This window comes from Alistipes sp. dk3624 (assembly GCF_009557455.1).
Taxonomy (GTDB): domain Bacteria; phylum Bacteroidota; class Bacteroidia; order Bacteroidales; family Rikenellaceae; genus Alistipes_A; species Alistipes_A hominis.
The window spans coordinates 430,599-457,366 of sequence record NZ_CP045651.1; the positions used below are offsets into that span (position 1 = coordinate 430,599).

21 protein-coding genes are annotated in these 26,768 nt (G+C 55.5%); 6 read left to right on the forward strand and 15 right to left on the reverse strand.

Translation table 11 applies throughout. The features are described 5' to 3' along the window. Positions 1-28 precede the first annotated feature (28 nt). Genes GFH31_RS01890 through uvrA form a run of 3 tightly spaced genes read right to left on the reverse strand, consistent with a single transcriptional unit; the run spans position 29 to position 4,724 of the window. The gene (locus tag GFH31_RS01890) at positions 29-658 is read right to left on the reverse strand and encodes an O-methyltransferase (protein WP_055206102.1); all 630 of its coding nucleotides are present in this window, start codon (positions 656-658) and stop codon (positions 29-31) included. Between the two features lie 2 nt (positions 659-660). Beyond that, the gene (locus GFH31_RS01895) at positions 661-1,881 is read right to left on the reverse strand and encodes a M16 family metallopeptidase (RefSeq protein ID WP_101573439.1); all 1,221 of its coding nucleotides are present in this window, start codon (positions 1,879-1,881) and stop codon (positions 661-663) included. A 2-nt stretch (positions 1,882-1,883) separates the two neighbouring features. Then, positions 1,884-4,724: an excinuclease ABC subunit UvrA gene (gene uvrA, locus GFH31_RS01900; RefSeq protein ID WP_153498379.1), complete on the reverse strand. Its 2,841-nt coding sequence runs from the start codon at positions 4,722-4,724 to the stop codon at positions 1,884-1,886. A 157-nt stretch (positions 4,725-4,881) separates the two neighbouring features. On the opposite strand from uvrA, the gene GFH31_RS01905 reads away from it, so the two are divergent. Then, a complete protein-coding gene (locus GFH31_RS01905) occupies positions 4,882-6,264 on the forward strand; it encodes a DUF4932 domain-containing protein (protein ID WP_153498378.1) in 1,383 nt (460 codons plus the stop codon). Positions 6,265-6,309: 45 nt separating this feature from the next. Here GFH31_RS01905 and pyrI read toward each other — a convergent pair whose 3' ends face one another. The 6 genes from pyrI to GFH31_RS01935 form a co-directional block, all read right to left on the reverse strand. Then, positions 6,310-6,780: an aspartate carbamoyltransferase regulatory subunit gene (gene pyrI, locus GFH31_RS01910; RefSeq protein WP_055206108.1), complete on the reverse strand. Its 471-nt coding sequence runs from the start codon at positions 6,778-6,780 to the stop codon at positions 6,310-6,312. A gap of 27 nt (positions 6,781-6,807) precedes the next feature. After that, entirely contained in the window at positions 6,808-7,719 is a 912-nt protein-coding gene (pyrB, locus tag GFH31_RS01915; protein WP_055206109.1) for an aspartate carbamoyltransferase, read from the reverse strand. A 12-nt stretch (positions 7,720-7,731) separates the two neighbouring features. Next, positions 7,732-8,340 carry an IMPACT family protein gene (locus GFH31_RS01920; RefSeq protein ID WP_055206112.1) on the reverse strand — a complete coding sequence of 203 codons (609 nt, stop codon included), beginning with the start codon at positions 8,338-8,340 and terminating at the stop codon, positions 7,732-7,734. A 7-nt stretch (positions 8,341-8,347) separates the two neighbouring features. Beyond that, on the reverse strand, positions 8,348-9,718 hold the full coding sequence (lepB, locus tag GFH31_RS01925; RefSeq protein WP_118657064.1) for a signal peptidase I: 1,371 nt from the start codon (positions 9,716-9,718) through the stop codon (positions 8,348-8,350). A 22-nt stretch (positions 9,719-9,740) separates the two neighbouring features. Beyond that, complete coding sequence (dapB, locus tag GFH31_RS01930) at positions 9,741-10,460, reverse strand: 4-hydroxy-tetrahydrodipicolinate reductase (protein WP_055206114.1); 720 nt, start codon at positions 10,458-10,460, stop codon at positions 9,741-9,743. A 155-nt stretch (positions 10,461-10,615) separates the two neighbouring features. Continuing rightward, entirely contained in the window at positions 10,616-12,724 is a 2,109-nt protein-coding gene (locus tag GFH31_RS01935) for a glycoside hydrolase family 172 protein (protein ID WP_118657004.1), read from the reverse strand. 203 nt (positions 12,725-12,927) lie between these two features. Between GFH31_RS01935 and truA the strand changes: the two genes are divergently transcribed. Beyond that, positions 12,928-13,692: a tRNA pseudouridine(38-40) synthase TruA gene (truA, locus tag GFH31_RS01940; protein WP_118457194.1), complete on the forward strand. Its 765-nt coding sequence runs from the start codon at positions 12,928-12,930 to the stop codon at positions 13,690-13,692. Positions 13,693-13,705: 13 nt separating this feature from the next. Then, the gene (galK, locus tag GFH31_RS01945; RefSeq protein WP_101573340.1) at positions 13,706-14,851 is read left to right on the forward strand and encodes a galactokinase; all 1,146 of its coding nucleotides are present in this window, start codon (positions 13,706-13,708) and stop codon (positions 14,849-14,851) included. A gap of 66 nt (positions 14,852-14,917) precedes the next feature. On the opposite strand, the gene GFH31_RS01950 is transcribed toward galK, so the two are convergent. From GFH31_RS01950 to rsmH, 3 genes are all read right to left on the reverse strand, one after another. Beyond that, positions 14,918-16,669: a hypothetical protein gene (locus GFH31_RS01950; protein WP_101573342.1), complete on the reverse strand. Its 1,752-nt coding sequence runs from the start codon at positions 16,667-16,669 to the stop codon at positions 14,918-14,920. A 25-nt stretch (positions 16,670-16,694) separates the two neighbouring features. After that, positions 16,695-19,682: a tetratricopeptide repeat protein gene (locus GFH31_RS01955; protein ID WP_153498375.1), complete on the reverse strand. Its 2,988-nt coding sequence runs from the start codon at positions 19,680-19,682 to the stop codon at positions 16,695-16,697. Between the two features lie 117 nt (positions 19,683-19,799). Next, positions 19,800-20,702: a 16S rRNA (cytosine(1402)-N(4))-methyltransferase RsmH gene (gene rsmH / locus GFH31_RS01960; RefSeq protein ID WP_101573344.1), complete on the reverse strand. Its 903-nt coding sequence runs from the start codon at positions 20,700-20,702 to the stop codon at positions 19,800-19,802. 101 nt (positions 20,703-20,803) lie between these two features. On the opposite strand from rsmH, the gene GFH31_RS01965 reads away from it, so the two are divergent. The 3 genes from GFH31_RS01965 to GFH31_RS01975 all read left to right on the forward strand — a co-directional run bounded on the left by GFH31_RS01965 (position 20,804) and on the right by GFH31_RS01975 (position 23,097). After that, positions 20,804-21,640 (forward strand): 1-acyl-sn-glycerol-3-phosphate acyltransferase, encoded by an 837-nt coding sequence (locus tag GFH31_RS01965; RefSeq protein WP_153498374.1) that lies wholly within the window; start codon positions 20,804-20,806, stop codon positions 21,638-21,640. Positions 21,641-21,694: 54 nt separating this feature from the next. Continuing rightward, positions 21,695-22,603 (forward strand): GNAT family N-acetyltransferase, encoded by a 909-nt coding sequence (locus tag GFH31_RS01970; RefSeq protein ID WP_101573346.1) that lies wholly within the window; start codon positions 21,695-21,697, stop codon positions 22,601-22,603. 128 nt (positions 22,604-22,731) lie between these two features. After that, complete coding sequence (locus tag GFH31_RS01975; RefSeq protein WP_101573347.1) at positions 22,732-23,097, forward strand: response regulator; 366 nt, start codon at positions 22,732-22,734, stop codon at positions 23,095-23,097. 34 nt (positions 23,098-23,131) lie between these two features. Here the strand turns inward: GFH31_RS01975 and GFH31_RS01980 are convergent, their stop codons facing one another. The 3 genes from GFH31_RS01980 to GFH31_RS01990 are packed head-to-tail and all read right to left on the reverse strand — an operon-like array spanning position 23,132 to position 26,614. Beyond that, complete coding sequence (locus GFH31_RS01980; protein ID WP_101573349.1) at positions 23,132-24,310, reverse strand: glycosyltransferase family 2 protein; 1,179 nt, start codon at positions 24,308-24,310, stop codon at positions 23,132-23,134. Continuing rightward, on the reverse strand, positions 24,307-25,425 hold the full coding sequence (locus tag GFH31_RS01985; RefSeq protein WP_055206132.1) for a glycosyltransferase family 4 protein: 1,119 nt from the start codon (positions 25,423-25,425) through the stop codon (positions 24,307-24,309). The genes GFH31_RS01980 and GFH31_RS01985 overlap by 4 nt, the downstream gene beginning before the upstream one ends. A gap of 13 nt (positions 25,426-25,438) precedes the next feature. Next, complete coding sequence (locus tag GFH31_RS01990) at positions 25,439-26,614, reverse strand: acyltransferase family protein (protein WP_153498373.1); 1,176 nt, start codon at positions 26,612-26,614, stop codon at positions 25,439-25,441. Positions 26,615-26,768 lie beyond the last annotated feature (154 nt).

Below are 26,768 nucleotides of genomic sequence, written 5' to 3' on the forward strand. Positions count from 1 at the left end.
ACTCTTTTTTACGGCCCCGTTCGTTTCGCTATTTTACCCGGATCAGATTCAACCCGTCGCGGATCGGCAGGATCACGTTTTCCACGCGGTCGTCCTGCAATACCCGGTCGTTGAACTCTCGGATCGCCCATGTATGCCGGTCGCCGACAGGTACGGTTTCGGCCACTTTCCCGTACCAGAGGATGTTGTCGGCCAGAAGATAGCTGCCGCTGCGCACCAGATGCGACAGGGCCATATCATAATACTGCGGGTATTCGCGTTTATCGCCGTCGATAAAAATCAGATCGAATACGCCGAGCGACGGAGCGATATCGAGCGCGGAACCGATGTGCAGCGTAATGCGGCCGGAAAGCCCGCTGCGGATGAAATATTTCGATGCGATCGGTTCCAGTTCGTCGTTCGCTTCGATCGTATGCAGCTCGCCGCCTTCGCCGAGCCCGCGCGCCATGCAGATCGCCGAATAGCCGGTAAAGGTACCGATCTCCAGGATCCGCTGCGGACGGATCATCCGCACGACCATCTCCAGCAACCGCCCCTGCAAATGACCCGAAATCATCCGGGGTTGCACCACGCGCAGGTGGGTCTCCCGGTCGAGTTCGGCCAGTAGCGGATCTTCGGGGGTAACGTGCCGCTCGATATATCGTTCCAGATCGTCCATATCTACCGGTACATGAGCATCGAAAGGTTCTGTGTCCCGTAAATCTCGTTGGCCACCGCGACGATTTCGTCCCGCGTGACGGTGCCGATCTTCTCGCGGATCGTCTCCATCGCATCGATATTATTGTAAACCAGAAAACTGCGCGCGGCACTCAACATATAGCTCTCGTTGTTCTCCATCGCGATCGTAATCTGGCCGAGGTACTGTTTTTTGGCGATATGCAACAGGCGGTCGCTCAACTTTCCGCTGCGGATTTTCGTCAGTTCGAGGTCGATCAGTTCGAGGCATTCGTCGGCCCGTTCCTTGTCGGTTCCGAAATAGATCGTCGCAAGACCCGTATCGCTGAACGGGGTGAACCCCGCTTCGATATTATAAGCCAAGCCGTTGCGCTCCCTTACGGCCAGGTTCAGCAGCGAATTGGCCGACGGGCCGCCGAGTAGGTTCGTCAGTAGCGACAGCACCACGCGCCGTTCGTCGTTCAGGTTGTAGGCCCGGCCGCCGAGAATGCAATGAGCCTGATAGCATTTCCGGTGGAGCTCTTTCGAAAAGGATGCGACCGGAACGACCGCATCGCGCGTAAAACCGCGCAGCGACTCCCCCATCCCGCCGAAATAACGGTCGCACGTATCCTTGAAACGCTTTGCCGAGACATTGCCGATCACCGAAAAAACCATCTGATCGGTATTGTAAGTACGCGCCACGAAACGCAGCAAATCGTCCCGCGTATACTTCATCAACGCGCTTTTACATCCCAGGATATTGTGGCCGAGCGACGAACCGACGAAGATCATATCCTCGAAATCGTCGAAAATCCGGTCGGAAGGCGAATCTTTGTACGAGTTGATTTCATCGACGATCACCTCTTTCTCCTTCTCCAACTCGCGCTGCGGGAAAGTCGAATGAAAAACGATATCGGCGATCAGCTCCGCCGCCTTGGCAAAATCGCCGCGCAGCGTGGTAGCGTGCACCACCGTCTCCTCCTTCGTCGTATAGGCGTTCAATTCGCCGCCGAGATTCTCGAGCCGACAATTGATATGGAACGCCTTGCGGTGGGTCGTTCCTTTGAAAAACGCATGTTCGAGCAGGTGGGCGAGCCCCTGTTCGGACATTTCTTCGTCCCGGCTGCCGGTATTGACCGTCAGCGCACAGTTGACGACCGCCGAACGCACCTGTTTATGAATGCAGCGAATCCCGTTAGGCAGGGTATAGCAGGTAAATTCCATCGTCATTTTTTTGTCTTCGCAGCCCCCCGCCGCGAATTTTCGGCCAAAGATAGGAATTTTCCGGTATAACTTTCGCGGCACGTCATCAGATCGGCGGGCGTTCCTTCGAAAACCACCCTGCCGCCGCGCTCGCCGGCCTCGGGCCCGAGGTCGATCACCCAGTCGGCCGATCGAATCACGTCCATGTTATGCTCGACGATCACCACCGTATGTCCCCGGGCCAGCAGGGCGTCGAAAGCCCCCAGCAGCTTGCGGATATCGTGGAAATGCAGCCCGGTGGTCGGCTCGTCAAAAATGAACAGGATCGGGCCTCCGGCATTTTCCTTGATCAGGAACGACGCCAGTTTGACGCGCTGGCTCTCCCCGCCGGACAGCGTCGACGACGACTGCCCGAGTTTGACATAGCCCAGTCCCACATCCTGCAACGTCTTCAGTTTCTCGATAATCTTTTTATTGATCGCATCCTTGTCCTGATAGGCTGCGAACAGGTCTACGGCAGCATCGACCGTCAGTTCGAGAATATCGTAAATCGAATGACCGTGATACTTCACCTCCAGCACCTCGTCCTTGAACCGTTTGCCGCCGCAGCTTTCGCACACCAGTTCGACGTCGGCCATAAACTGCATACCGACCTTGATGACGCCTTCGCCTTGACACTCCTCGCACCGGCCTCCCGCCATGTTGAACGAAAAGTGCGACGGAGTCAGTCCATTATGCTTCGCATAAGGCTGATCGGCAAACAGTTTACGAATATCATCGTAAGCTTTTAAATAGGTGACCGGATTCGATCTAAGCGATTTCCCGATCGGGTTCTGGTCGATGATCTCGACCCCTTTCAATCGCTTCAGATCGCCGCCGAGCCGCTCGAAATCGCCCGGCTTCATCCCCGTTTCATAAAGTTCCCGACGGATCGCCGGATAAAGGATTTCGCGAACGAGCGACGATTTACCGCTGCCGCTAACCCCGGTTACGCAGGTCATCACGCCGAGCGGGAATTTCACGTCGATCCCTTTCAGGTTGTTTTCCCGGGCTCCGATCACCTCGACGTAGCTATTCCAGCGACGCTTGTTCGCAGGCGGTTCGATCCGTTCGACGCCAGTCAGGTATTTCGCCGTCAGACTGTCCTTCGCAGAAGCCAGTCGATCGATACCGCCCTGAAACATCACCTCGCCGCCCTGGTAACCGGCCAGCGGTCCGATATCGATGATCGTATCGGCCGCCCGGATAATCTCTTCCTCGTGCTCGACGACGATCACCGTATTGCCCAAATCGCGCAGTTTTTTCAGCACGGCGATCAGCCGGTTCGTATCGCGCGGATGCAGACCGATACTCGGTTCGTCGAGGATATACAACGATCCTACCAGACTGCTGCCAAGCGAAGTAGCCAGATTGATCCGCTGGCTCTCGCCGCCGGACAGCGTCGACGACAGCCGGTCGAGGGTCAGGTAGCCGAGACCGACCTCATTGAGGTATTCGAGCCGGTTGCGGATTTCGGTCAGCACCCGCGCAGCGGTTTTCCCGTCGCGGTCGTCGAGCCGCAAACCGTCGAAAAAACGTTGCAGTTCGTCGACCGGCATCGTCACCAGCTCGCCGATATGCTTTCCGCCAACCTGCACGTAGAACGCCTCCTTACGCAACCGCCCGCCGCCGCAGTCGGGACAAACGGTCTTGCCGGTATAGCGAGAAAGCATCACCCGGTACTGGATCTTGTAACGTTCTCCCTCCAAGAATTTGAAAAATTCGTCGAGTCCGTGGAAAAACTCATTGCCTTTCCATAGCAGCCTCTTCTCTTCGCGCGTAAGTTCGTGGAACGGACGATGGATCGGAAAGTCGAATTTCGGGGCATTGATTACCAACTGGTCGCGCCACCACTTCATCGTCTCGCCGCGCCAACATGCGATCGCATCCTGATAAATGCTTTTGTTCTTGTCCGGCACGACCAGATCCTCGTCGATCCCGATTACCTTACCGTATCCTTCGCAGCGCGGACAGGCGCCGATCGGATTATTAAAACTGAACATATGTTCCGACGGATGCTCGAAAACGATGCCGTCCAACTCGAAACGGGACGAAAACGACTCGACACGGTCGCCGTCCGCTTGCTGAACGATCACGTCGCACACGCCGTCGCCCTGCAAAAATGCGGTAGCCACCGAATCGCCCAAGCGACTGAACGTCTCCTCGTCATCGGTAGCTTTCGCCCGGTCGACCACGATCCGCAAGTCGGCGCGTCCGGCGTAATCGTCCGCCTGCGCGATAATATCCTCGATAAAAAGCGACTGTCCGTCGATATAAAGCCGTTGCAAGCCCTCCTTGACCAACAGCGTCAGTTTCTCGATCAATCCCTGTCCTTCGGCCGTTTTCAGCGGAGCAGCGACCAGCACGCGGGTTCCGGACGGCAGCGCGGCGATGTAGTTGACTACGTCGGCCACCGTATGCGAACGTACCTCGCGTCCCGACACCGGCGAATAGGTACGCCCGATACGGCCGAACAGCAGTTTCAGGTAGTCGTAAATTTCGGTCGACGTACCGACCGTCGATCGCGGATTGCGCGTATTGACCTTTTGCTCGATGGCGATGGCCGGCGCGATCCCCGTAATGAAATCGACGTCCGGCTTGTTGATCTTACCCAGAAACTGCCGCGCATAGGCCGACAGGCTCTCGACGTAGCGCCGCTGCCCCTCGGCGAAAATGGTGTCGAACGCGAGCGTGGATTTGCCCGATCCCGACAATCCCGTAATGACAACCAACTGATTGTGCGGAATTTTAACCTCGATATTCTTCAGATTGTGCACCCGCGCGCCTTTGACATGAATATATTTTTCCTCTTTCGGATTCTGCATTCTAAAAAAATTAATCGCTAAAGATAACGATTTTTCAGCAAAAATTGATACACGACACCGGACTCTATCATCGCCGTATTCGGAAAAACAATGACAGAAGAGTATTTGAAAACAATATTTTGTAACTTTACATGACCAACTAATCATTTCTGAATCCGTGAAAATTCCCCTGCTGCTCTTCCTGTCCATATTACTTTCCGGACTCCGGGCCGTCTATGCCGACACGCCCTTGACAGCCAAAGTAGACAAACGCGTCGAATTACTGGGCATCGTCGCCCGGCTGGCCGAATATCCCGAATATTGCCGGAATGACAACGCCCCCTACATCGCCGACATACACGCGCATTTCGACCGGTACAAAACACATCCGCTGATCGAACTGATGCGACGGCTAAAAAAAGAAAATTCGATCGGTTACGACGCAGTGGTCCGTATGGCCCTTCATCTCGGACAGCCCCCCGGTCTGAAGCCGATCGTTCCTTTTACAAACCGGATTCCGGAAGAAAGATGGAGCAAGGAAAATGCGGAAAAATTCATCGACCTATTACGACAATTTTATGCAGAAACTCGTTGCGGTGATTTTTTCGATTCACAGCATACACGGTACGAGCACGCCGAAAAAGCGTACAACAAACAACTAAGGCACATTGACTTGAAATGGTTTCCCGCATACTACGGCATAAATTCTGAAGACACGTTCCACCTGATCGTCGGGCTCGGCAACGGCAGCAATTGCTACGGGCTATCCATTGACCGGCCCGACCGTACACGGGATATTTTTTCGATCATGGGCGCATGGATGTTCGACGCGGACGGCAATCCCGTATTCACGCCGGAAATGCTCCCGACGGTCGTGCATGAATTCGGCCATTCGTTCGCAAACGCACACATCAGACGGCATGAAAACGATCTCGGGGAAGCGGCAGGGCGAATATTCGGTCAGGTATCGGAAGCGATGAAACGGCAAGCTTACGCCAACAGCACGATCATGCTTTCCGAATCGCTGGTCAGAGTCTCCGTCATCCGCTACCTGCTCAATCACGGGGATACGACGGCCGCGACACGACAGGTCAAGCAGGATATCGCGCAGGGGTTTCTGTGGATGTCCAAATTGTCGCGTCTGCTGACAACCTACGAAAAACAACGGAACGCCTATCCGACCATGGAAAGCTTCATGCCGCGCATCGTGGAATTTTTCAACAACACGGCCGATCAGATCGACCGGTGGCCCCGTTTCGTCTCGATCGAAGAGTTCGAAAACGGCGACAATCAGGTCGATCCCGATCTGAAAACGCTGACCATTCGTTTCGACCGGCCGATGTCCGGAGGATATGGTTTCGGATACGGGCCTTTGGGACAGGAACATTTCCCGCTGAAAAAGGTCAACGGGTATCCGAACGACCGAACGATTACTATCGACATCGCGCTAAAACCAAATTTCGAATATCAAATAAACTTACTGAGCATCGGATTTTTTTCTACCGAAGGATGGCCGATCAAAAACACGCTGATCCGTTTCAAAACCGGATCGAAAAAATAAAAAACGCGGAGCACTTCCCGCGTTCGCATAAAAAATCAATCCGTTCTATTTTCCGATCTCGGTTTGCTCCTGGTGCGTGATCTTTTCGCAGTATCGGCAGCGGAGCGCGATTTCGTCCCCGTTACGGATCACCAGGAACGAGGTTTCGACCGGTTCGTTGTTGGTGACGCACTTCGGATTGGCGCATTTCACGAATCCCCGGATCGTCTCCGGAATCGTAACGGCATGCTTTTCGACCACCTTGAAGTCCCGGATGATATTGACGACCGCCATCGGCGCGACGATCGCGATCCGGTTGATCTCCTCCTGTTTGCAGAAACGGTCGTTGATTTTGATGATCGCCTTGGTTCCCATGCGTTTGCTTTCGAGGTTCGTTCCGAACGTAATCCGGTGATTCTCGTTTTCGAGTCCCAGTATTCTGATAATTTTAAAAAGATTGCTGGCCGGAATATGGTCGATGACCGTTCCGTTTTCGATAGCTGTAACTTCCAGCCTTCCTTCTCCCGTATTTTTCATGATTGCGATAAACTATAAAATAAACGGTTATTCGACGGCGCCCAACAGGTAACTGATGATAGCCATGCGGGTATAGACGCCGTTCTCGGTCTGTTTGAAATAGTAGGCTTTCGGATTGCCGTCCACGTCGGTGTCGATCTCCCCGACGCGCGGCAGCGGATGCAGGATGCGCATGTTGGGTTTGGTATTTTCCAGCATACTGTTTTTGAGGATATAAACGTTCTTCACGCGTTCGTACTCCATCGGATCGGAGAAACGTTCGCGCTGCACGCGGGTCATGTAGACGATATCGGCGTCGCCGAGCGCCTTTTCGATGCTGCGGGTTTCGGTGTAAGGAATCCCTTTTCCGCGTAAGAACAGCTTGTATTCGTCGGGCATTTTCAGCTCGTCCGGAGCGACGAACGTGAACGTCGGGTTGAAGAACGACAGCGCTTCGAGCAGCGAATGCACCGTCCGGCCGTATTTCAGGTCGCCGATCATCACGATATTGATATTTTCGAGCGTACCCTGCGTTTTCTTGATCGAATAAAGGTCGAGCAGCGTCTGACTCGGATGCTGGTTGGCCCCGTCTCCGGCATTGACCACCGGCACGCGCGAAATCTCGCTGGCATAACGGGCCGCACCTTCGATCGAATGACGCATCACGATCATATCGCAGTAGTTCGAGATCGTCATGATCGTATCGTGGAAAGTTTCGCCTTTCGAAACGCTGGTATTCGAAGTCCCCGAAAAACCGATCACCCGGCCCCCGAGACGATTGATCGCGCTTTCGAAACTCAGCCGCGTCCGTGTCGATGGTTCGAAAAACAGCGACGCGAATACCTTCCCGGCCAGCACCTGTCGGTGCGGATCGGCCTCGAAACGGGCGGCCAGATCCATAATCTTCAGAATTTCATCGCACGAAAAATCGGTGATCGAAACAAGACTTTTCTTTCCCATAGAACTCTATTTTTACTTTAAATCAATGCTCATACTCTCCACGTTCCGCAATCGTTCGAGCAACTGTTGCGACCGGCTTCGACGGATCGAAAGCGTCATCGTGCACGCGTTGTCGAACTGCTGGCCGAGCACCTCCGGCTGCATCTCTTTGACGATCCGCATCACGTCGTTCATCGCCAGGTAGCCGAACCCGATCCGCAACACGGTATTCACCGTACGCTGCACCACTTCGGCCGCATCCAGAACCGCCGCCGCCGACTCTTTATAAGCGGCGATCAATCCGGGCACGCCCAATTTGGTTCCGCCGAAATAACGTACCACGACCACCAGCGCATCGGTCACCTGCCGCGACAACAACTGCCCCAGAATCGGCCGTCCAGCCGTCGAAGATGGTTCCCCGTCGTCGTTCATCCGCACGTTTTCGCCTTCCGGCCCCAGGCGCCATGCATAGCAATGGTGCGTCGCATCGTAATAGCGCTTACGCAACCCGTCCAGCGCATCGCGGATCTGCCGCTCGTCGGTCACCGGCCAGGCATAGGCCAAAAACTTGCTTCCCTTGTCCTTATAGATGGCTTCGGCCGGGGCCGCGATCGTATAATAGCTGTCGTCGGCGGGTTCCATCGTCGGTCTATTTCACTTTTGAAAAAATCCGGTTCCAGCGGATATTGGCCGGAAAACTTTTATCCTTATCGAGCGACATCCACACGAACGACGGTTTTCCGACGATATGATCCTCCGGAACGAACCCCCAATAACGGGAATCCAGCGAATTGTGCCGATTGTCCCCCATCATGAAGTAGTAGTCCATCGCGAACGTGTATTTGTCGGCCGGCGTACCGTTGATATAAATTCGCCCGTCTTTGATTTCCAGCTTATTCCCTTCGTAAGTTTCGATGATCCGCCGGTACAGCGGCAGGTTCTCGACGGTCAGATCGACCGTCGAGCCTTTGCTCGGAATCCACAGCGGCCCGAAATTATCGACGTTCCACGGATAGTTTTCGCTCTGTGGGAAAATATCGGGATCGGCCCCCTCGCCCTCCCTTTTGATTATCGCCGTCACGTTCCCCATCGAACGCATCCGCCGCGCATTTTCAGCGGTCAGCGGCAATTCCACATACGCGTAGTTAGCCGCATCGTAGTGAATATCGTCCTTGGCAACGCCCATGTCTTCGAACACGTCGGGATTGACCGGCGTACCGTTCGTTACAACCGTATAATTGTACTGTTTACCCGGAATATCCGCCTGCGGCTGTCCGTTGATCCACATTTCGGAGTGTTCGATAAAAATCGTATCGCCGGGCAGTCCGACCGCCCGTTTGACATAGTTTTCGCGCTTGTCGACCGGACGGACGACGATCCCCTCGTCCATCAGCATCTGGCGGCCGCGCCGGTCGCCGTAACGACGTTGGTACTGCCGCAAAGCGTTATAATAGCTGTCCGACGGATAAGCCAGACTTACCGTATCTCCTTCCGGAAAGTTGAATACGACCGGATCGTTGCGTTTTACGTTTCCGAATCCTTTCAGTCGGTGGTACGGCCACTTGATCCATTCGACGAACGACTTTTTGGTCTGAGAAAACGGCATCGTATTGTGCACCAGCGGCATCGAAATCGGCGTATTCGGGATGCGCGGACCGTAGGCCGTCTTGCTGACGCAGAGATAGTCGCCGACCAGCATACTCTTTTCCATCGACGGCGTCGGAATCACGTACATCTCGAAGACGAAGATCCGGATCAGCGTAGCCACGACCGTCGCGAACAGAATCGCTTCGACCCACTCGGAAGTCTTGCGGTAGGTCTTGTTGGTTCGCTTGCGTTCCTTGTGCTTCCGCCAGAACAAGCGGTACATCGTCTTCGATATATAAATATCGTAAATCACGACCAGTCCCAGCAACAACCACAGGTTGCCCGTCCAGACCACGAACCACAGCAGGTAAATGACCGATACCACGCCGAATTTTACCCAGCGGTTACCCCAAATCGTTTTCAGTTTGTTCAGAAATTTATTCACAGTCGGCCGGTTAATCGATTCCCATTAGATCCTTCATGGTGAAAATACCCCGCTTGCCGCAGATGAATTCGGCGGCGAGCACGGCTCCGGTAGCCAATCCTTTGCGGCTCTTGGCACTGTGCGTAATGGCGATCAGGTCGGCATCCGACTCGTAGGTAACGGTATGAATCCCGGGAACGACGCTGCGGCGTACGGAGGTGATCTCCAACTCGGCGGGCTCGGTCGTCGTACCGCATATCCATTTCTTTTTGCGGGTCAGGTTCCCGAGAATTCCTTCGGCCAGCGTGATCGCCGTTCCGCTCGGAGCATCCTTTTTCTGCGTGTGATGGGTTTCTTCGACCGTCACGTCGTATTCCGGAAAACGCTCCATCAGTTCGGCCAGTCGGCGGTTCACCGCGAAAAACACGTTGACGCCGACGCTGTAATTCGAAGCGTAGAAGAACGTGCCCTTCCGCTCGTTGCACAGCTTTTCGACTTCGGCGTACCGGTCGAGCCATCCGGTCGTACCGCACACCACCGGCACGCCGGCTTCCAGGCAGGTTACGATGTTCTGAAAAGCGGTATGGGGAGTGGTGAATTCGATAGCGACATCCGCTTTCCGAAGGTTTTCGGCATTCAGATCGCCGGCGTTGTCGATGTCGATAATCAGCGTAACGGTATGGCCCCGGGAGATCAGGATCTGTTCGATTTCCTTTCCCATCTTGCCGTAGCCTATCAATGCAATCTTCATAATACGTACGAATGTTTTCGCAAATTTACGCTAATTTTTAAATAATCCTTTACCCGGCGCCGCATAAAACGCAAAATACTTCTTTCGGCAGGCGACGCCGAGCGGACGGTCGCCCCTGCCGAAAACAAAGAACCGCGGGAAATGGACCGTTTCGATCAAGGTTCGAAAACGAGGCGGTCGAATCCGACGGTTCCGGCGGGAATATGTTCCCCGTAACGGACCATTTCGAATGCGAGCGTATTGATTCCCTTACTAATAACATGCCGGCCGAGCGAAATCGGAACGACATGCGGTTTCGGCGCATTGAGATCCAATTCCCGAACAACAGCCGTACCGTTGACCTCGATCCCGACCACTCCGTAACCCGGCGAAGCCGTACACATCAACGTGAGGTCGAACTCGCCGTCCAACACGCTTTCGAACGAGAGCGTCAACCGGTTGCCCGGCCGATTGCAGTGCCAGTAAAGCTGGGCATTGTTGCTCCAGATATCCCGGTACGGAATCCCGTGATGATGGTAATTCAGCAGATCTTCCGGACTTTTGCTCACGACGGCCATATGTTCGGCCTCGACCGTTATCTCCATTTTCTGCGAAACGAGGTCTTCCCTGTGCAGCGATACTTTGCGGGCGGCCTCCTTCTCGTTCGGTTCGACCAAGCTGCGCCCGCCCGGACGCAGGTACCAGTAAGTCGTCGGAGCGTAATCGACGACGGCCCGCAGGTGATGCCAGAGCTCCATATCGAACCGCAGCGAAGTACGGAACGGAATCCCGTCCAGCACCCGCAGCCGGGTATTCTGCACGAATCCGGCGCTATCCGCGCCGGCGCCTTCCGGCTGGGCGATGAACGGATGGTCGGTAATACGCTCGCGCCGTCCCCAGGCGTAACCGTAATAGTCCTCGCTTCCGGTTCCCAAATGCGACGGGAACGTCTCTCCGTCCACATAGACTTTTTCGTCGCCTTCGCCCCACCAGGCGTATTCGGTATTGAACAGCGTCAGGCCGTCGCCGACATAAACGCCTTGTCCGTCCAGCGCGACGAAGCGGAGATCGGACGGACCGCCGGTATCGTCCGTATTCTGATGCTTGTCCCGTCCGGTCGAAACAGCTCCGTACTGATGCCACGAAGCCCCGAAATGCATCGACCGGTCGTCCCATTTCCACGGAGCGTAGCGTACCCGACCGTCGCATAGGCGCACCGGCTGCGTTCCCAGATTATGGAACGTAATCTCGCACTTGTGTCGGAAAGGCATGACCCAGTAGGCGTCCATCCGTCCGGACGGCTCCGCATACGCGTACCACGTATTGGTATAGAGCGGCAGATAACCGATCCCGTAGAAATCCCCGACCGGACACCATACCGTTCGTTCTCCGTCGAAACGGATCTCAAGCACGGTCGAACGCAACGCCTGCTGCCGTGCGGCCGCATCGAGACGCACGGACAGTTGCCGGACGGCCTTTTCGCCCTCTATCGTGAAAGTTTTACGGTCGCCGGGAGCCAGCGTTCCGTCCAGCGGGATTTCCCGCAGTTTCAGTTCGTCCAATCCCCGATCCCGGTCGCTCAGCTTCCGCCGGACTTCCGATAGCAGCGTCCGGTTCCTACGAAGTTCCTCCGCGGAAAAACTGACAACGCGCGTTCCCGGCTCGTAACTCCGGTAATTGATGTTGTAAAAAACCCCTTCGTGACCGGGCTGAATACCGCCTTTGTCGGAAAAATCGATCATGGAGCTCTGGTAAGTGATTTTACAGCCTTCGGCAAACGGAATTGGGAGGTAAAGGTTCAACCCCCGGTGCATCGAGTCGGTAAGCGTCGACACGCCCATCGACAACGGGGCCCCGACCAGGCCGGCGCCGCCGATCAGGCTGCGGGCCCGGCCCTCGACGACCGGTTCGCTGTCGCCGTCCAGGTAAATACGCAGGATACCTTCGCCGGAACCCGCTCCCGAAAAAGTCATCCAAAAACGGACGACGGCACCGGGACCGTCGGCGTCGAGCATCACGTATTCCGTTCCGTGCGGGGTCGTCTCCTGCCGGATAAAATTGGTGCAGTCCCCGTTGCCGAACCAGCCCGGCTGATCCGGCGTTTTCGTGGCGGGATCGGTGCTGCTGGCCTGACGGCAGGCGAACGCAGGAGACGGCCACCGGGCGATCTCGTCGCGGTCGGTCATTTCGCGCAGCAAAGTTCCGAGCGAAACTTCCGGAGAAGCGGGTTTCGCCGCTGTAAATAACAGCAGCAATCCAGCAAGCAACATACGATTTTTTTTCATAGAGTCAGAATTAGTCGATTCAGTCGGATTTAAAGGTAATAAAGTTTTTTCGAACCGCTCTGCATTTTCTGAAAAAGGCATCGAACCAACCGGACGAACGACTCTGTTTCGTAAAACGGCGCAGGAAAATTTATGTATTTCAAACGGACAAAATTTTTACATTTCGCCGAAAATGCTATCTTTGTAAACCTAAAGCGACAACCGTGCGTTACTTTCTACAACTCTCCTACCTCGGCAAGGCATACAACGGCTGGCAGATCCAGCCCAACGCCCCGTCCGTGCAGCAAACCCTGCAACAAAGCCTCGGCACGCTGCTCCGTCGCCCGGTCGAAACCGTAGGCGCCGGGCGCACCGACACGGGAGTGCACGCCTCTTTCTACGTCGTCCATTTCGACACGGAAGCACCGATCGCCGATCCGGAAGATTTCTGCTACCACCTGAATGCGCTGTTGCCGTACGACATCGCCGTGCAACGACTGCGACGGGTGCGGAACGACGCACACGCCCGGTTCGACGCATTGGAACGGGAGTACAAATATTACATTTCACCGCGTAAAAACCCGTTCAACCGCGACACCGCGTACCAATTGGCTTGGCCGCTCGATCTGTGCCGCATGAACGAAGCCGCAGCCCTGCTGCCGGGAGAACAGGATTTCACCAGTTTTTGCAAGCTGCACTCGGACAATAAAACGAACCTGTGCCGCATCGCCCGCGCCGGATGGCAGCGGCAGGACGACGGGTTGCTGGTATTCACCATTGCGGCGGACCGCTTCCTGCGCAACATGGTACGCGCCGTAGTCGGCACGCTGCTCGACGTCGGCCGAGGCAAGCTGACTGCGGAAGATTTCCGCAGCGTGATCGCCGGGCGCGACCGCTCGCTGGCGAGCAGCTCGGCCCCGCCGCAGGGGCTTTTTCTGAGCCGGGTGACCTATCCGGAAACGATCTACATTTCAGACGATACGAACTAATCTTATAACCGCTATGAAAACTAAAATTCAGGAACTATTCAAAAAAATGTACGGCGACGGAGCGTCGTTCTTCGCTTCGCCCGGACGCGTCAACCTGATCGGCGAACATACCGACTACAACCTGGGATTCGTGTTGCCCGGTGCTATCGACAAGGCAATCTACGTTGGCGTCAAACCCAACGACGGACAGAAGTGCCGGATCCATTCGGTCGATTACGACCAGTCGATCGAAATGGATCTGCACGGCGAAAAACCGGCACAACAGTGGGCCCGCTACATCTACGGCGTAGTGCAGGAGATGGAGAAACGCGGGGCGCTGATCCGTCCGTTCGACATGACTTTCGGCGGGGACGTCCCGCTCGGCGCGGGACTTTCGTCGTCGGCCGCGCTCGAAAGCGCAGTGGGCTTCGCGCTCAACACGGTCTACAACCTCGGTTTTTCGCGCGAACAACTGGCCAAAATCGGCCAGATGACCGAACACAACTATGTAGGCGTGCGCTGCGGGATCATGGATCAGTTCGCCTCGCTGTTCGGCGATCACGGGAAGGTGATCCGGCTGGACTGCCGTTCGCTGGAATACAAACTCGAACCGTTCGATCCGACAGGCTGCAAAGTCGTGCTGTTCGATACGCAGGTAAAACATTCGCTCGCCTCGTCGGAATACAACGTGCGCCGCGCACAGTGCGAGGCAGGCGTCGCCGTGATATTGAAACACGTGGGCGGCATCGAGTCGCTACGCGACGTAACGCTCGAAATGCTGAACACCTACAAAAACGAAATGGACGACGTGGTTTACCGCCGCTGCAGCTTCGTCATCAACGAAAACCAGCGGGTGCTCGACGCCTGCGACGCACTCGAAAAGGGGGACTACGCGACTTTCGGCGAAAAAATGAACGGTTCGCACGACGGACTGAGCAAATGGTACGAAGTGAGCTGCGAGGAACTCGATTTTCTGGCGGATCTCGGACACCGCAACAGCGGCGTGCTCGGCGCGCGGATGATGGGCGGCGGCTTCGGCGGCTGCACGATCAACCTGGTGAGGGATGCCGCTTATGCCGATTACTTGGCCGAAGTCACCGACAAATTCACGCACCGCTTCGGCAAGGCGCCCCGCATTATCGAAGTCAACATTTCCCAGGGAGCGCATCAGATCCGATAACGATACCGATGAACGAAAGAGCCCGGAAGCGATCGCTTCCGGGCTCTTTCGTTTCCCCGTCACACGCTAAAACTGCAGTTTCACGCCGGCGAGCATATTGATGCCCAGATCGCGGTATTGATTGTAACGGTAAATCCGCTGGTTGGCCAGGTTACGCCCTTCGAGGAACACGCCGATCCTCTTCGAAATGTTGTATTCGGCGCCGAAATATACGTCGAATTGCATATCCACATGAGTCCGGCCCAGTCCGGCAGACGCGCTCGCCCCGTCCGTATACATAAACAAGATGTCGAAATCGCGCGGTCCGTACACGTCCACTCCGGCCTTGAGCAGCAATTTATCCCGGTAATTGTATTTCAGAGCGAGTCCGGCCGTCAGGTTCGGCAACCCGATATGGGCGCTCTGATCTTCGATTTTTTTCACGTCGTAACCCCGGTACTGCAAATTGAACAGCAAGCCGAACGCGCCGGAAATACGTCCTTCCAACTCGGCCCCGATCGTCCACATCGTCACGTCGCGCTGCGACACTCCGAACACGTTTCCCTGGTAAAGAGCCTGATACACATTCGCCCCGTCCCCCAGCAACATCAGGTAGGCATTCAATCCGTAATTCATGTTCAGATAGCGCGAAACGCCGCCGAACACATGGTACGCGAACGACGACGAAACGCCGCCCCGGATACCGATCCGACCGTTGTATTCGCTGGTATTACGCCCCGTAACGCCCTGCAACACGTAAGGATTCCAAGTCACCGTATTACGGTAACCGTAGTTCAAGTACTCGCCGTCGATCTTCAGATAAGGAGTAAAACCGTCCGAAGCGCGCCATTTGAGTTCGAACAGCGGGAAGAAGGCGCTTTCGCTGCGATCCCCGTCGTTGTCGAGCACGTAATTGGCCCCCAGCGCAAATTCCAGCTTTCCGCCCTGCAAACGGTACATCGGCCGTACCGTCAGGATATTATCCTTGTAACCGTCCAACTCGCCGCTGCCTTTATAAACATCGTAACCGGCGTGCAGAGTCACCCCATGCCGCTGCCCAAAACGTTTTCCCAGATCGAGAAACGTCTTCACATCGGCCTCCTTCATGTCGAAACGATCCTGAAAATAAGCTCCCTCGGCGCCGAAACGGATATTGAAATAGGAAAGGTCTTCGAATGCATGTCCGAAATAGATTTTCCCGTGCACGGTCGAAAAGTTCTGCCGCAGGGCCGATGCCGAAGCGTCGATATTCCGTCCGGTAAAGTTTTCCAACGTCCAGGTCGTATCGTACCCGTAGCGGCTGATCTTATCGTAATCGTACCCCAGTTCGCCGCCGATCCCGAAACGGCCGAAACGACGCTCGCCGTACGCCCCGATCCGGTTGAACGTCTGCCCGGCCGGAGTCTTGATCCCGTTGTCGTTCTTGCGATCGCTCCAACTGCCGTAATGGTTGACCAGTACGCCCCACTTGCCGTTGACGTTCTTCGTAGACGAAAAATAAGCGTCCACCACGCTCTGGAACGGAACGCCGACGCCGACTTTCAGGTACAACGGGCGATCCTGCCGGTAGTTGTCCAGACTGACCGACACCGGTTTAATCGGCGTCACTTCGAACCCGTAGCTGATCGGGTTCGGATGAACCTTGTAAGTCACCTCGGGACGCAGCGCCACCGTATCGTTCATATCGGGTTTAACATTCAGTTTCGATGCTTCGTTCACGGTCGGTTCGTAATCGCGCGTCACTTCCATCTGGCGGTTCAGATCCCCTTCTTCGGGCTTCTGCGCCCAGGCGGGACATGCGGCCACCGCCGCTGCGATCAGTATGATTGTTTTTTTCATCACTCTCTGTCGGTTACTTTAAAATCTATTTCAATGCGTCCATTTTCTGCTGCGCCTCGGCTACGACGCCGTCATTCTTGTCGGAATAGCCGTCCACGATACTTTTATAGGTGGCTTTGGCCTGGAACGCGTCGTTCTGCTTGACGTAAATGTCGCCGAGAATCAGAAAGGCCTTTCCCATCCAGTACTCGTACGGCAGGTTCTTTTCGGAGAACGCGAACACTTCCTTCTCGGCCTCTTTCAGTTTGTTCTGCTTGAACAGGATCGAAACGATCTGGTAACGCGCCTCGGCCGCATCCCGCGTACGGGCGTCGATCATCTTGCGGTAGTGCGCCAGCGCCCCGTTGTCGTCCCCGGCGGCTTGTAGCGCGCGGCCTTTCAAGAAATTGGCCGTATGCGCCAGATCGTCGGTCAGGTGGGAAGAAGCCAGCACTTCGTCGGCGGCATTGCCCGCGGCAGTCATATCCCCGGACGCCACGACCGCTTTCAGGTAGCCGTCCAACGCTTCGGAAGCCACGTTCTTCTGCGGCGCGATCACGCTCAGCCGCTTATATGACTCGGCTGCGGCCGCATAATTTTTATCCTCCATCTGCATGGCTGCGGCTTTCTGCAGCGCCAGCGATTGGTAACGGTTGCTCGGCATGTTGCCGACCTCCTCGAAAGCCGCCAACGCCCCCGCACGGTTTCCTGCCTGCAGCGAACAGTCGCCGAGCGCATACAGCGCATCCGCCCGATAAACCCCTTGCGGATACTGGCGCAGGTAATTGTCCATCAACGGAAGCGCCCGCGTATAATCCCGGCTCTGGTAAACCCGGTTGGCCGCCATGAACGAAAGCGAATCGCGCTCGACGACCGTCACGTTCGTCTCGATACCGCTCTGTTTGGCAAAAGCGAAATAGGTATCGACATCGTTCTTGTCGACATAAATATTCTTGATACCGATCATCGCATCCTTCACCTGCGGCGAAGAGGGATAGTTGTCGACCACCTTCTTGTAGTATTTCAACGCTTCGTCGTTTTTGCCGAGATTTTGGTAAATCAGTCCCAACTCGGACAGGGCGCTCACGGCGAACGGCGACTGCGGATAACCGTCCACCAGGCGTTTCAGTACGGCGGCGCCGTCGTTGAAGCGTTCACGGCGCACGTAGGTGCGCCCCAACTCGAACATCGCGTCGTCGACGTAGTCGCTCTTGCCGTCGCCGATAATCGCGATCAGCGACTCGACCTTGCGGTCGTACTTGTCAACCAGACCGAGCATCACGGCCCGCTGGAACCGGGCGTAATCGGCCCCGACCGTGGACAGGCTGATCGCCTTGTCGTAATTTTCGATCGCCTTGTAGTACTCGCGTTGGGCGAAAGCGATGTCACCCAACCGGTTGAAAGCGTCCGCCCGCAAATCGTCCTTGGCGGGATAAGCGTTCAGGAAACTATTGAACCTCGCGGCGGCCTTGTCCCACTGCTTGGCATTGAAATAACAGTATCCCAAGTTGTATTGCGCCATCCGGTTCTCTCGCTCGTTACTCGGAGAAAGCGCCACATAAGCCTCGTAGAGCGGCTGCGCTTTGGCGTAATCCCCTTTGCGGACATAGGTTTCGGCCCGCCAGAATTTGGTCAGCGCCGTATACTTGGCCGTATATCTATTGGCGTCGGCCACATCGAGCAATTCGAGCGTCCGGTCGTAGTCGCCGGCCTCGAAACACTCCAGCGCACGGAAATAAGCGATCTTCTGCAACGCCATCTTCACGTTGTTGTCCGGATCGGGCAACTGGCGGATCGCCTCGTAAGCCGCATTGTAGTTGCGGGAATTGAAATAGGCAGCCAACAGGATCTCGCGCGCCTCGTTGATCCGAGGCGAATCGGGAAACTCCTTGATATAATTATCCAACGTGGTGATCGCTTCGTTGAAAATACCGCCGCCCAATTCGTACTGCAACTTTCCGTAGTTGAACATGGCCTCTTCGCGGATCGCCTGGTCGAAATCGTCCGAAGCGGCCAGCGCGAAAGCGCTCATCGCTTTTTTCTTGTCCCCCATCTGCAGGTAAGCGTCGCCGAGGTGGAAGCTGGCGTTCTGAGCCAGTTCGTCGCCGCCCGAAGCGACCTGCGTGAGCCGGTCGATCGCTTTCGGATAGTCGCGGTCGACGTAATTGCAGTAACCGGCCAGGTAAAGCTCCTCGCGCCCCATCTCACCGCCCAATTTGGCGTAATTGTCCATATAGGCCAGCGCCTTCGGATAGTCGCCCAGGTGGAAATAAGCTTCGCTGACGATCCGCGAAATCTCTTGTTGACGGGCTTCGGTCGCCTTGGCCAGCAACGGAATCCCGTTAGCCACCACGTAGTCGTAATTGTTCTCCCGGAACTCGATCTGCAACAGGTAAAACGGAATGATCGGTTCGTAAGCCGGATTGTCCGCGATCGACGCGAACTCCCGCTTGGCCGCCTGCAGATCGCCGCGGGAATAGTCGATATAAGCGATGTAATACGTGGCGTGCGGCTTATACTGCGGATCGGTATTGCAGTTCTTGAAATAGCCGTAGGCCTTGTCGGTGTCCCCGCACATGTAGGCGGCATATCCCGTCCGGAAATTATATTCGTCGAAACGCGAAAAGTCGAGCTCATAGGGATCGACCTGTTGGTACTGCGCATAGGCGGCCTGGTAATCGCCCTCCTCGTGCAACAGCGTGCCGAGCGAAAACCGGATGTCGTTCGCATAGATCGAACCCGGATACTCCAGAATGAAACGGTCGAGCATCTCGCGGGCGTTTCCCTGCCGCATCTCGGCGGCGCACAAAGCTATGTAATAAGCCGCCCGCTCCGAAAACCCGACATCGTCGGCACCTGCGCCGCGGGCCGCCTTCTCGAACTCGGTCTGCGCAGCGGAGTATTTCTGTTTTTCGTAAAGGGCTATACCCTTATCGTAATGGGATTGCGCCTCGCGCGGCGCGGCTTCTATCTGAGAAACAGGAGCCGCCAGCAACAACAGCGCGGCCCCGAAACTCAACATTTTTTTTCTCATATCGGTTCTTGTTATCAGCTCGGCAAAGTTAACAAAATTTATCAATAGCCTTCCCGGCGACAGGCTAAAATATACAGTAAAATCGCCGATCGTGCGGAATCCGGTTCTTTCGGACGATCAGCGTTTTTCGGCGGCCCGCAGTTTGGCGCTCCGCGAACGCGGGTTCCGTTCGGTCTCTTCGGCGGACGGAACGATCGCCTTGCGTACGACCAGTTCCCAGGGCGTCCGGGGCCGTCCGTAAAAATCCTTCTCCGGTTTGCCCGTGAAATTTCCGCTACGCATGAAATTTTTGACGAGCCGGTCTTCGAGCGAATGATAAGTGATCACCACCAACCGTCCCCCGGGACGCAGTACGCGGAGCGCCTGTTCGAGCATCATCTCCAGCGCATCCATCTCGCCGTTCACCTCGATGCGGATCGCCTGGAACAGCTTGGCCAGAAACTTACTGTCCGCCCCGCGCGGGGTTACCGGCGCAACCGCTTCGATCAGGTCGCTGATCGAAGCGAGCGGCCGCTCGCGGCGCACCCGCTCGATGCATCCTGCGATCCGGTGCGGAGCGTCCAGTTCGCCGTAATCCCGGAAAATCCGGATCAATTTTCCCGTTTCGTAACGGTTCACTACGTCCGCAGCCGAAAGCCGGGCACGCTGATTCATCCGCATGTCGAGCGGAGCGTCGAAACGGAACGAGAATCCGCGCTGCCGCGTATCGAAATGGTGCGACGACACGCCCAGATCGGCCAGCACCCCGTCCACCTGTTCGTATCCGTGCAGGCGCAATTGCCCCCGCATGAAACGGAAATTCGATTCTATGAACGTGAAGCGGGCGTCGTCGGGGACGTTGCGGCGGGCGTCGCTATCCTGGTCGAACCCCAGCAGGCGCCCCTTTGCGGAAAGCCGCTCCAGAATCCCGCGCGAATGCCCGCCGCCGCCGAAAGTCAGATCGACATACATTCCGTCGGGACGTATGTTTAGCAAATCGATACTTTCGGCGAACAGCACCGGCACATGGTAGGACTCCATAACGACAAGTTAAAATTTCGCGGATAAAAGTACAAAATTTACCCGAAATCGTTCCAATGAACCGGGAATATCTTAATTTTGCGCAAAATCAACCCAACGTGATGTCCGACGAGAAAACGCTTACCGTCGATCTGGAGAAAGTGATCCGGGATAAAAATCCGGCGCTGGCGCGTTTGTTACCGCGCTTCGTAGTGGCCTATCTGAAACGCACGATCCACCAGGACGAAATCAACCGTATTTTGCAGGCTTATTCGCACCTCGAACCGATCCCGTTCATCCGCGCGGCGCTGGCGGATATGGGTATCCGTTACCGGGCGGTCGGGCTCGAAAAGCTGCCGCGCGAAGGACGCTACCTGTTCGCTTCGAACCATCCGTTCGGCGGCATGGACGGCATGATGCTGTGCGACGAACTGGAGCGCCATTTCGGATCGGTCAAAATCATCGTCAACGACCTGTTGATGCACCTCACGCCGCTCAATCCGCTCTTCATCCCGGTCAACAAGCACGGCCGGCAGAAGGCGCAGTACGCCGAACTGTTCCGGCAAAACCTGCAAAGCGGCGTGCAGGTCGCCACGTTCCCGGCCGGGCTCTGCTCGCGCCGGCACCGGGGCGTCGTGCGGGATTGCCCGTGGCGACCCAGTTTCGTCAAAAACGCGATCGAAAGCCGCCGCGACGTCGTTCCGGTCTATTTCGAAGGGGAACTGTCGTCTTTTTTTTACAACCTGTCCAACTTCCGCACCGCCGTGGGCATCCGGGCCAATCTCGAAATGCTCTACCTGCCCGACGAGATGTTCCGCCAGCGAGGAAAAGATTTCCGCATCCGCTTCGGAAAACCGGTGCCGTGGCAGCGGCTCGACGACGGGAAGCCCGCGAAAGTATGGGCGGAACGGCTCCGGGAATACGTATATAAACTTAAAAACGAACAAAAAAACGGCTAAATATTACTTTGTCGATTTGTTTTTATATTTTTGCTCATCCAATCAAAACACCCGATGAAACCACTGATCGACCCCGTCCCGACCGATTTGATAGAAGCAGAATTGACCCGGGAACGCTTTCTGCGCCCGACCAATAACGGAGACAATGAAATATACGTCGTCACAGCCGGCGACAGCCCGAACGTAATGCGGGAAATCGGACGGCTCAGGGAAGTGTCGTTCCGCGACGGCGGAGGCGGCACGGGAGCCGACACGGACATCGACGAATACGACCTCGATCCGGAAGGATACCGGCAGTTGATCGTCTGGGATCCGAAACAAAAGGAGATCGTCGGCGGATACCGCTTCATCATTTCGCATTCGTCGCATCCGAAATGCATGTCGACGGAACACTATTTTCGTTTCACGGACAAATTCCGCGAGGAATACCTGCCCTACACGATCGAATTGGGACGGTCGTTCGTACAGCCCCATTACCAGGGCTCGCGCAGCAACCCGAAAGGGCTTTACTCGCTCGACAACCTGTGGGACGGACTGGGAGCGCTGGTCGTGAACAATCCGGACATGCGCTACTTTTTCGGCAAAGTCACCATGTACGGCTCGTACGACAAAGAAGCCCGCAACATCCTGCTCTATTTCCTGCGCAAACATTTCCCGGATCGCGAAAACCTGGTCGAGGCCATTCACCCGATCGTCCTCGATTTCGACGTCGAAAAGATGGAAGCGCTGTTCTGCGGCGGCAGCTATGCGGAAGACTACAAAACGTTGATCCGCGAGATCCGCAATTACCGTGAAAACATCCCGCCGCTGATCAACTCGTACATGAGCCTTTCGCCATCGATGCGCGTTTTCGGAACGGTCGTCAACCCCGATTTCGGGAATGTCGAGGAGACCGGGATACTGATTACGATCAGCGACATTTATCCCAAAAAATCGGAGCGGCATTTCAAAATAAGGAAATAGCTCGTCCAGAACGTGTTGTATCCCCCAAAAGCGCAAAATCCAGAAAAAAAGCAATTTCCGTGGAAATCATTGCTTTTATGGAAAAAATTGGCTTATTTTGTAACGTTTAATTAATCCTATCGGTAGTAATGGCAGACAATCGACCCAAGAAAATATTGGTTGCGGAAGATACGGACAGTAACTTTCTGCTGGTGTCCATCATCTTAAGGAAAGAGTATACCGTTTTACGGGCATACAACGGCATCGAAGCCATCGACGTTTACAAAAAAGAGCAGCCCGACCTGATCCTGATGGACATCAAAATGCCGGAGATGGACGGACTGGAAGCATCCCGCGCAATCCGGGATATCGATCCGGAAATCCCGATCATCGCACTTACTGCCAACGCTTTCGACAGCGACAAGCAAAAAGCGATCGACGCAGGCTGTAACGACTACATGGCCAAGCCCATCGTCGTGGGACAGTTGACCGCAATGATCAAAAAATACATCTAAGCCGATTTTCCGACGTCATCGGGCGGGTCTGCGATCAGGCCCGCTTTGCTTTTTCCCACGCGCCCGAACCCGATCCCCGTTTTTTCCGCAAATAGCAGAAACCGCGGATCACGTTCACGTTCATAAAAAGGAAATAATACGGCACGAACAAGTACTTGTTGCGGATCGCCCGGGTCGCCAGGTAATATCCTCCGAGGGCGGCGGCGTAAAACGCCAGTTGCAACGCCAGGAACGTAATGTACAACGGCGATCCGCTAAAGGCCAGCGCCGCATTGACCGGCAACAGCAAAAAAAGCAGCAGCGGAGTGAGCGACCAACGCAGCACCCGGTGCGATAAGAACATGAAACTGACCACGCCGTAACGAAAGACATTCAGCAGCGGTCGCAGACGTCCGATCGACTGCAGGCCGCCGGCGCAAATACGCACCTTGCGCTTCTGCTCTTCCTTCATGTCGGACGAAGCGCCTTCGATGGCATAGGCCGTATCGCAATAAGCGATGCGGTATCCTTTCTGCACGATCCGCAGCGAGAGGACGAAATCGTCCAGCAGCGTATCGTTCTCCATCCGCTCGAAGAGGCCGCGCCGCACGGCAAACAACTCGCCGGCCGCCCCCATCGCGGAGTACAGCCGCCAGTCGAGCCGCTTCAGCGCCGACTCGTATTTCCAGTAAAGGCCTTCGCCTCCGGCAGCCGCGCCGTCGAGCCGCCGCACGGCGATCCGCTTTTCGCCGGCCACGCATCCCACCGTCGGGTCGGAAAAGCAGCGCACGATCTCACGTATCGCCTCCCGGTTCAACATCGTATTGGCATCGGTAAACACCACCAGCGACGTTTCGACGAATTCGATCCCGCGATTCAACGCCGCCGTTTTCCCCTGACGTTCGGGCTGAAAAAATACCTCGACCTCCGGGTAGGCCTCCAGTCTCCGGTTCGTCGAATCGTCGCTTCCGTCCGTCACCCAAACCACTTTCAACCGATCGGCCGGGTAATCTAACGACCGGGTATTCGCCATCTTCTCGTCCACGACCCGTTCTTCGTTGTAAGCGGCAACGAACAGAGTCACTTCCGGCAATTCGTCCGGCATCCGCGGCTCCTTCCGGGGACGGAACGTCTCCTTAACCTTTACCAGCACCCACAACACGATGCCATAACCGATATAAGTATAAAAAACGACGAATACCGAAATCCAGAATACGATCTCCAATGCTTTCATAATCCGACCGATTTATAAACGTCCAACGTCTGTTCCGCCGTCTTTCGCCACGAAAATTGTTTTACCCGCTCCAACCCGTAAGCCCGCTGGCGTTCGTACAGTTGCGGATCGTCCAGCAACCGCCGCACTGCTCCGGCGATCTGCGTCTCGTCCGTCGGATCGACCAGCACGGCCCCGCTCCCAGCGACCTCGGGCATCGCCGAAGTGTCGGAAGTAACGACCGGCGTTCCGCAGGCCATCGCCTCCAGCATCGGGATTCCGAAGCTCTCGCGCAACGACGTATAAAGAAAAATCTTCGCTCCGCAATATACCGACGGCAGGTCGCCGTTGGGAATGTAACCGGGCAGGCGCAGCAGCGGTTTGACGTCGGAAATCTGCTGCTCCTTCAATATTCCGTCAATCACGTTTTCGGGAATATCCGCTACCAGCAGCGGCAGCGGACGCTCTGTCTGCCGGGCATACAGGGCATAGGCGCGGAGCGTGCGCGCCGTATTTTTCTTCGGATCGGTATTGCCGAGAAAAAACAGGTATTCTTTCTCCGGTAGGTATTTGCGAGTCACCTCGTACGGAGATTCGACCGGACGAAAATGACTTCCGTACCCGTTGTAAACGGCAACCAACCGGTCGCCGCCGATCTGCAGTGCACTCCCGATCCGCTCGCGCTCGTAGTTCGACACGGTGATGATCCGGCGGCATTTCGGCAGAACACGCGGGACGACGAAGCGCCTGTAATACCACCCCATGTTCTGATACCACGAAGGACTGGAACCGGAACGTTTCTCCAAGAAAATAATATCGTGCAGGGTAAGCACCAGCGGAACGTCGCACCGCAGCGGCGCCGTATTGCCGGTACAATGCAGGATGTCGGGCCCGATCCGGCGCACCGCTTCCGGCAGGCAGACCTGTTCCCAAAGCGGATAGAGCGGAGCGTTTACCGTCACGATATGCATATTCTCGCTCTCCTCGAGGCAGCGGTCTTCGCCCGCGTTGACGAGGATGAAATATTCGTTTTCACGATCTATCTTCTGCAATTCCCGGATCACTTCCAGCGCGACGAAATCCATCCCATGCTTATTCACGCGGAAAATGCGCTGGGCTTCGATAGCTATTTTCATGGTATTGTACCGATTAATTCACATTCAGTTCCCCTGCAAATCCGTTTGCAGCTCTCAGCCGGACGTTCCGCTTCCTGGCGATACAGGGTCGTTCCACGACCCAGTAAAACACCGAAGCGACCAGAATCGTCAGCGGGAAGAAAACCAGAGCATGCGTAAAATAGTTCGCCACGTAACTTTCCGACCACATCAGATGCTGTCCGAATACTTTACCGAACAAGTAGAACATCGGATAGTGCAACAAATAGAACGAATAGCTCATGCCGCCCAGGACATAAACGGCCTTATGGGTCAGCATCCGGTTCAGCAAACGGCTTTTGAATACGGCGACCAGGAAAACGAAACAGCAGACCGTAAAGGCAGTGCGGTTCGGGGCGTAGGTCGTCCACAACATACCGAAAAAGACGGCCGCAGCGACCGCATCCCATACGTATGACTTCCGAAGCAGGAAATCATTATGACGCAAATAGATAAAAGCCAGCAGAAACCCGGAAAGGAACAGCGGCAGGAATACGAACACCGTCCGGTCGAGATGCAACCGCGCGATATCGTCCAGGAACAAAGCCCGTACGACGATGGCCGCCGCCGCGAGTCCCAGCAGTTTCACCAGCATGAGCGAATGGTTCGAAAATATAAAACCGATCAGAAAAGGCGCGATCAGATAGAACTGCACTTCCGCCTCCAGGCTCCAGGTGACCGGATTGAACGGAGCCCATGCCCCGTAAATCAGCGTATGCACATAAGCCACGGCGCTGAACAGGTGCGGGGATTCGCCGGCCAGCGACAAACGGTTGGCTACGACATAAAGCGTATAAAATATCACGCAAGAGAGCCGGAACGGCCAGCCGATCCGGGAAAACCGACGCCGGTAATAAACCTTTAGCTCCGTTTTTTTTTCGTGATACATGTAATGCCGCAGAAAAGGCAAGGAGATCACGAAACCGCTGATGGCAAAAAAGATCTCGACCCCGAACCCGAACCGGTTGATAAACCAGTCCCATGAAAAAAAGTCCGAAATCCCGGCGTTGAAGTTCCGGCCGACGCTCCGGCTGACATAATTATTCAAATGCAGCATGAATACCGTCAGGATGGCCAGAAAACGCAGACCGTCGATCTCCTTGATAAACAATTTCGGATCGACGGGGCGCTTGATTTTCTCCAGGATGGACTGTTTCCCTTTATTCTGCATAAATATCTGCCAAACAGCATTTAACGACACCGGTTTCGCTCGACGCACCCCTCCGATAACCGATTGTCAAAATAAACACATTATCCCGGATATTCCAAGCCGTTTGCAGCATTTATTTATCGGAGCGTACGAATATCCGGCAACAGAAATACCC

Coding starts and splice junctions, on each gene's coding strand:
- GFH31_RS01890 (WP_055206102.1), bottom strand. CDS start 658: ATGGACGATCTGGAACGATATATCGAGCGGCACGTTACCCCCGAAGAT.
- GFH31_RS01895 (WP_101573439.1), bottom strand. CDS start 1,881: ATGGAATTTACCTGCTATACCCTGCCTAACGGGATTCGCTGCATTCAT.
- uvrA (WP_153498379.1), bottom strand. CDS start 4,724: ATGCAGAATCCGAAAGAGGAAAAATATATTCATGTCAAAGGCGCGCGG.
- pyrI (WP_055206108.1), bottom strand. CDS start 6,780: ATGAAAAATACGGGAGAAGGAAGGCTGGAAGTTACAGCTATCGAAAAC.
- pyrB (WP_055206109.1), bottom strand. CDS start 7,719: ATGGGAAAGAAAAGTCTTGTTTCGATCACCGATTTTTCGTGCGATGAA.
- GFH31_RS01920 (WP_055206112.1), bottom strand. CDS start 8,340: ATGGAACCCGCCGACGACAGCTATTATACGATCGCGGCCCCGGCCGAA.
- dapB (WP_055206114.1), bottom strand. CDS start 10,460: ATGAAGATTGCATTGATAGGCTACGGCAAGATGGGAAAGGAAATCGAA.
- GFH31_RS01935 (WP_118657004.1), bottom strand. CDS start 12,724: ATGAAAAAAAATCGTATGTTGCTTGCTGGATTGCTGCTGTTATTTACA.
- galK (WP_101573340.1), top strand. CDS start 13,706: ATGAAAACTAAAATTCAGGAACTATTCAAAAAAATGTACGGCGACGGA.
- GFH31_RS01950 (WP_101573342.1), bottom strand. CDS start 16,669: ATGAAAAAAACAATCATACTGATCGCAGCGGCGGTGGCCGCATGTCCC.
- GFH31_RS01955 (WP_153498375.1), bottom strand. CDS start 19,682: ATGAGAAAAAAAATGTTGAGTTTCGGGGCCGCGCTGTTGTTGCTGGCG.
- rsmH (WP_101573344.1), bottom strand. CDS start 20,702: ATGGAGTCCTACCATGTGCCGGTGCTGTTCGCCGAAAGTATCGATTTG.
- GFH31_RS01965 (WP_153498374.1), top strand. CDS start 20,804: ATGTCCGACGAGAAAACGCTTACCGTCGATCTGGAGAAAGTGATCCGG.
- GFH31_RS01970 (WP_101573346.1), top strand. CDS start 21,695: ATGAAACCACTGATCGACCCCGTCCCGACCGATTTGATAGAAGCAGAA.
- GFH31_RS01975 (WP_101573347.1), top strand. CDS start 22,732: ATGGCAGACAATCGACCCAAGAAAATATTGGTTGCGGAAGATACGGAC.
- GFH31_RS01980 (WP_101573349.1), bottom strand. CDS start 24,310: ATGAAAGCATTGGAGATCGTATTCTGGATTTCGGTATTCGTCGTTTTT.
- GFH31_RS01985 (WP_055206132.1), bottom strand. CDS start 25,425: ATGAAAATAGCTATCGAAGCCCAGCGCATTTTCCGCGTGAATAAGCAT.
- GFH31_RS01990 (WP_153498373.1), bottom strand. CDS start 26,614: ATGCAGAATAAAGGGAAACAGTCCATCCTGGAGAAAATCAAGCGCCCC.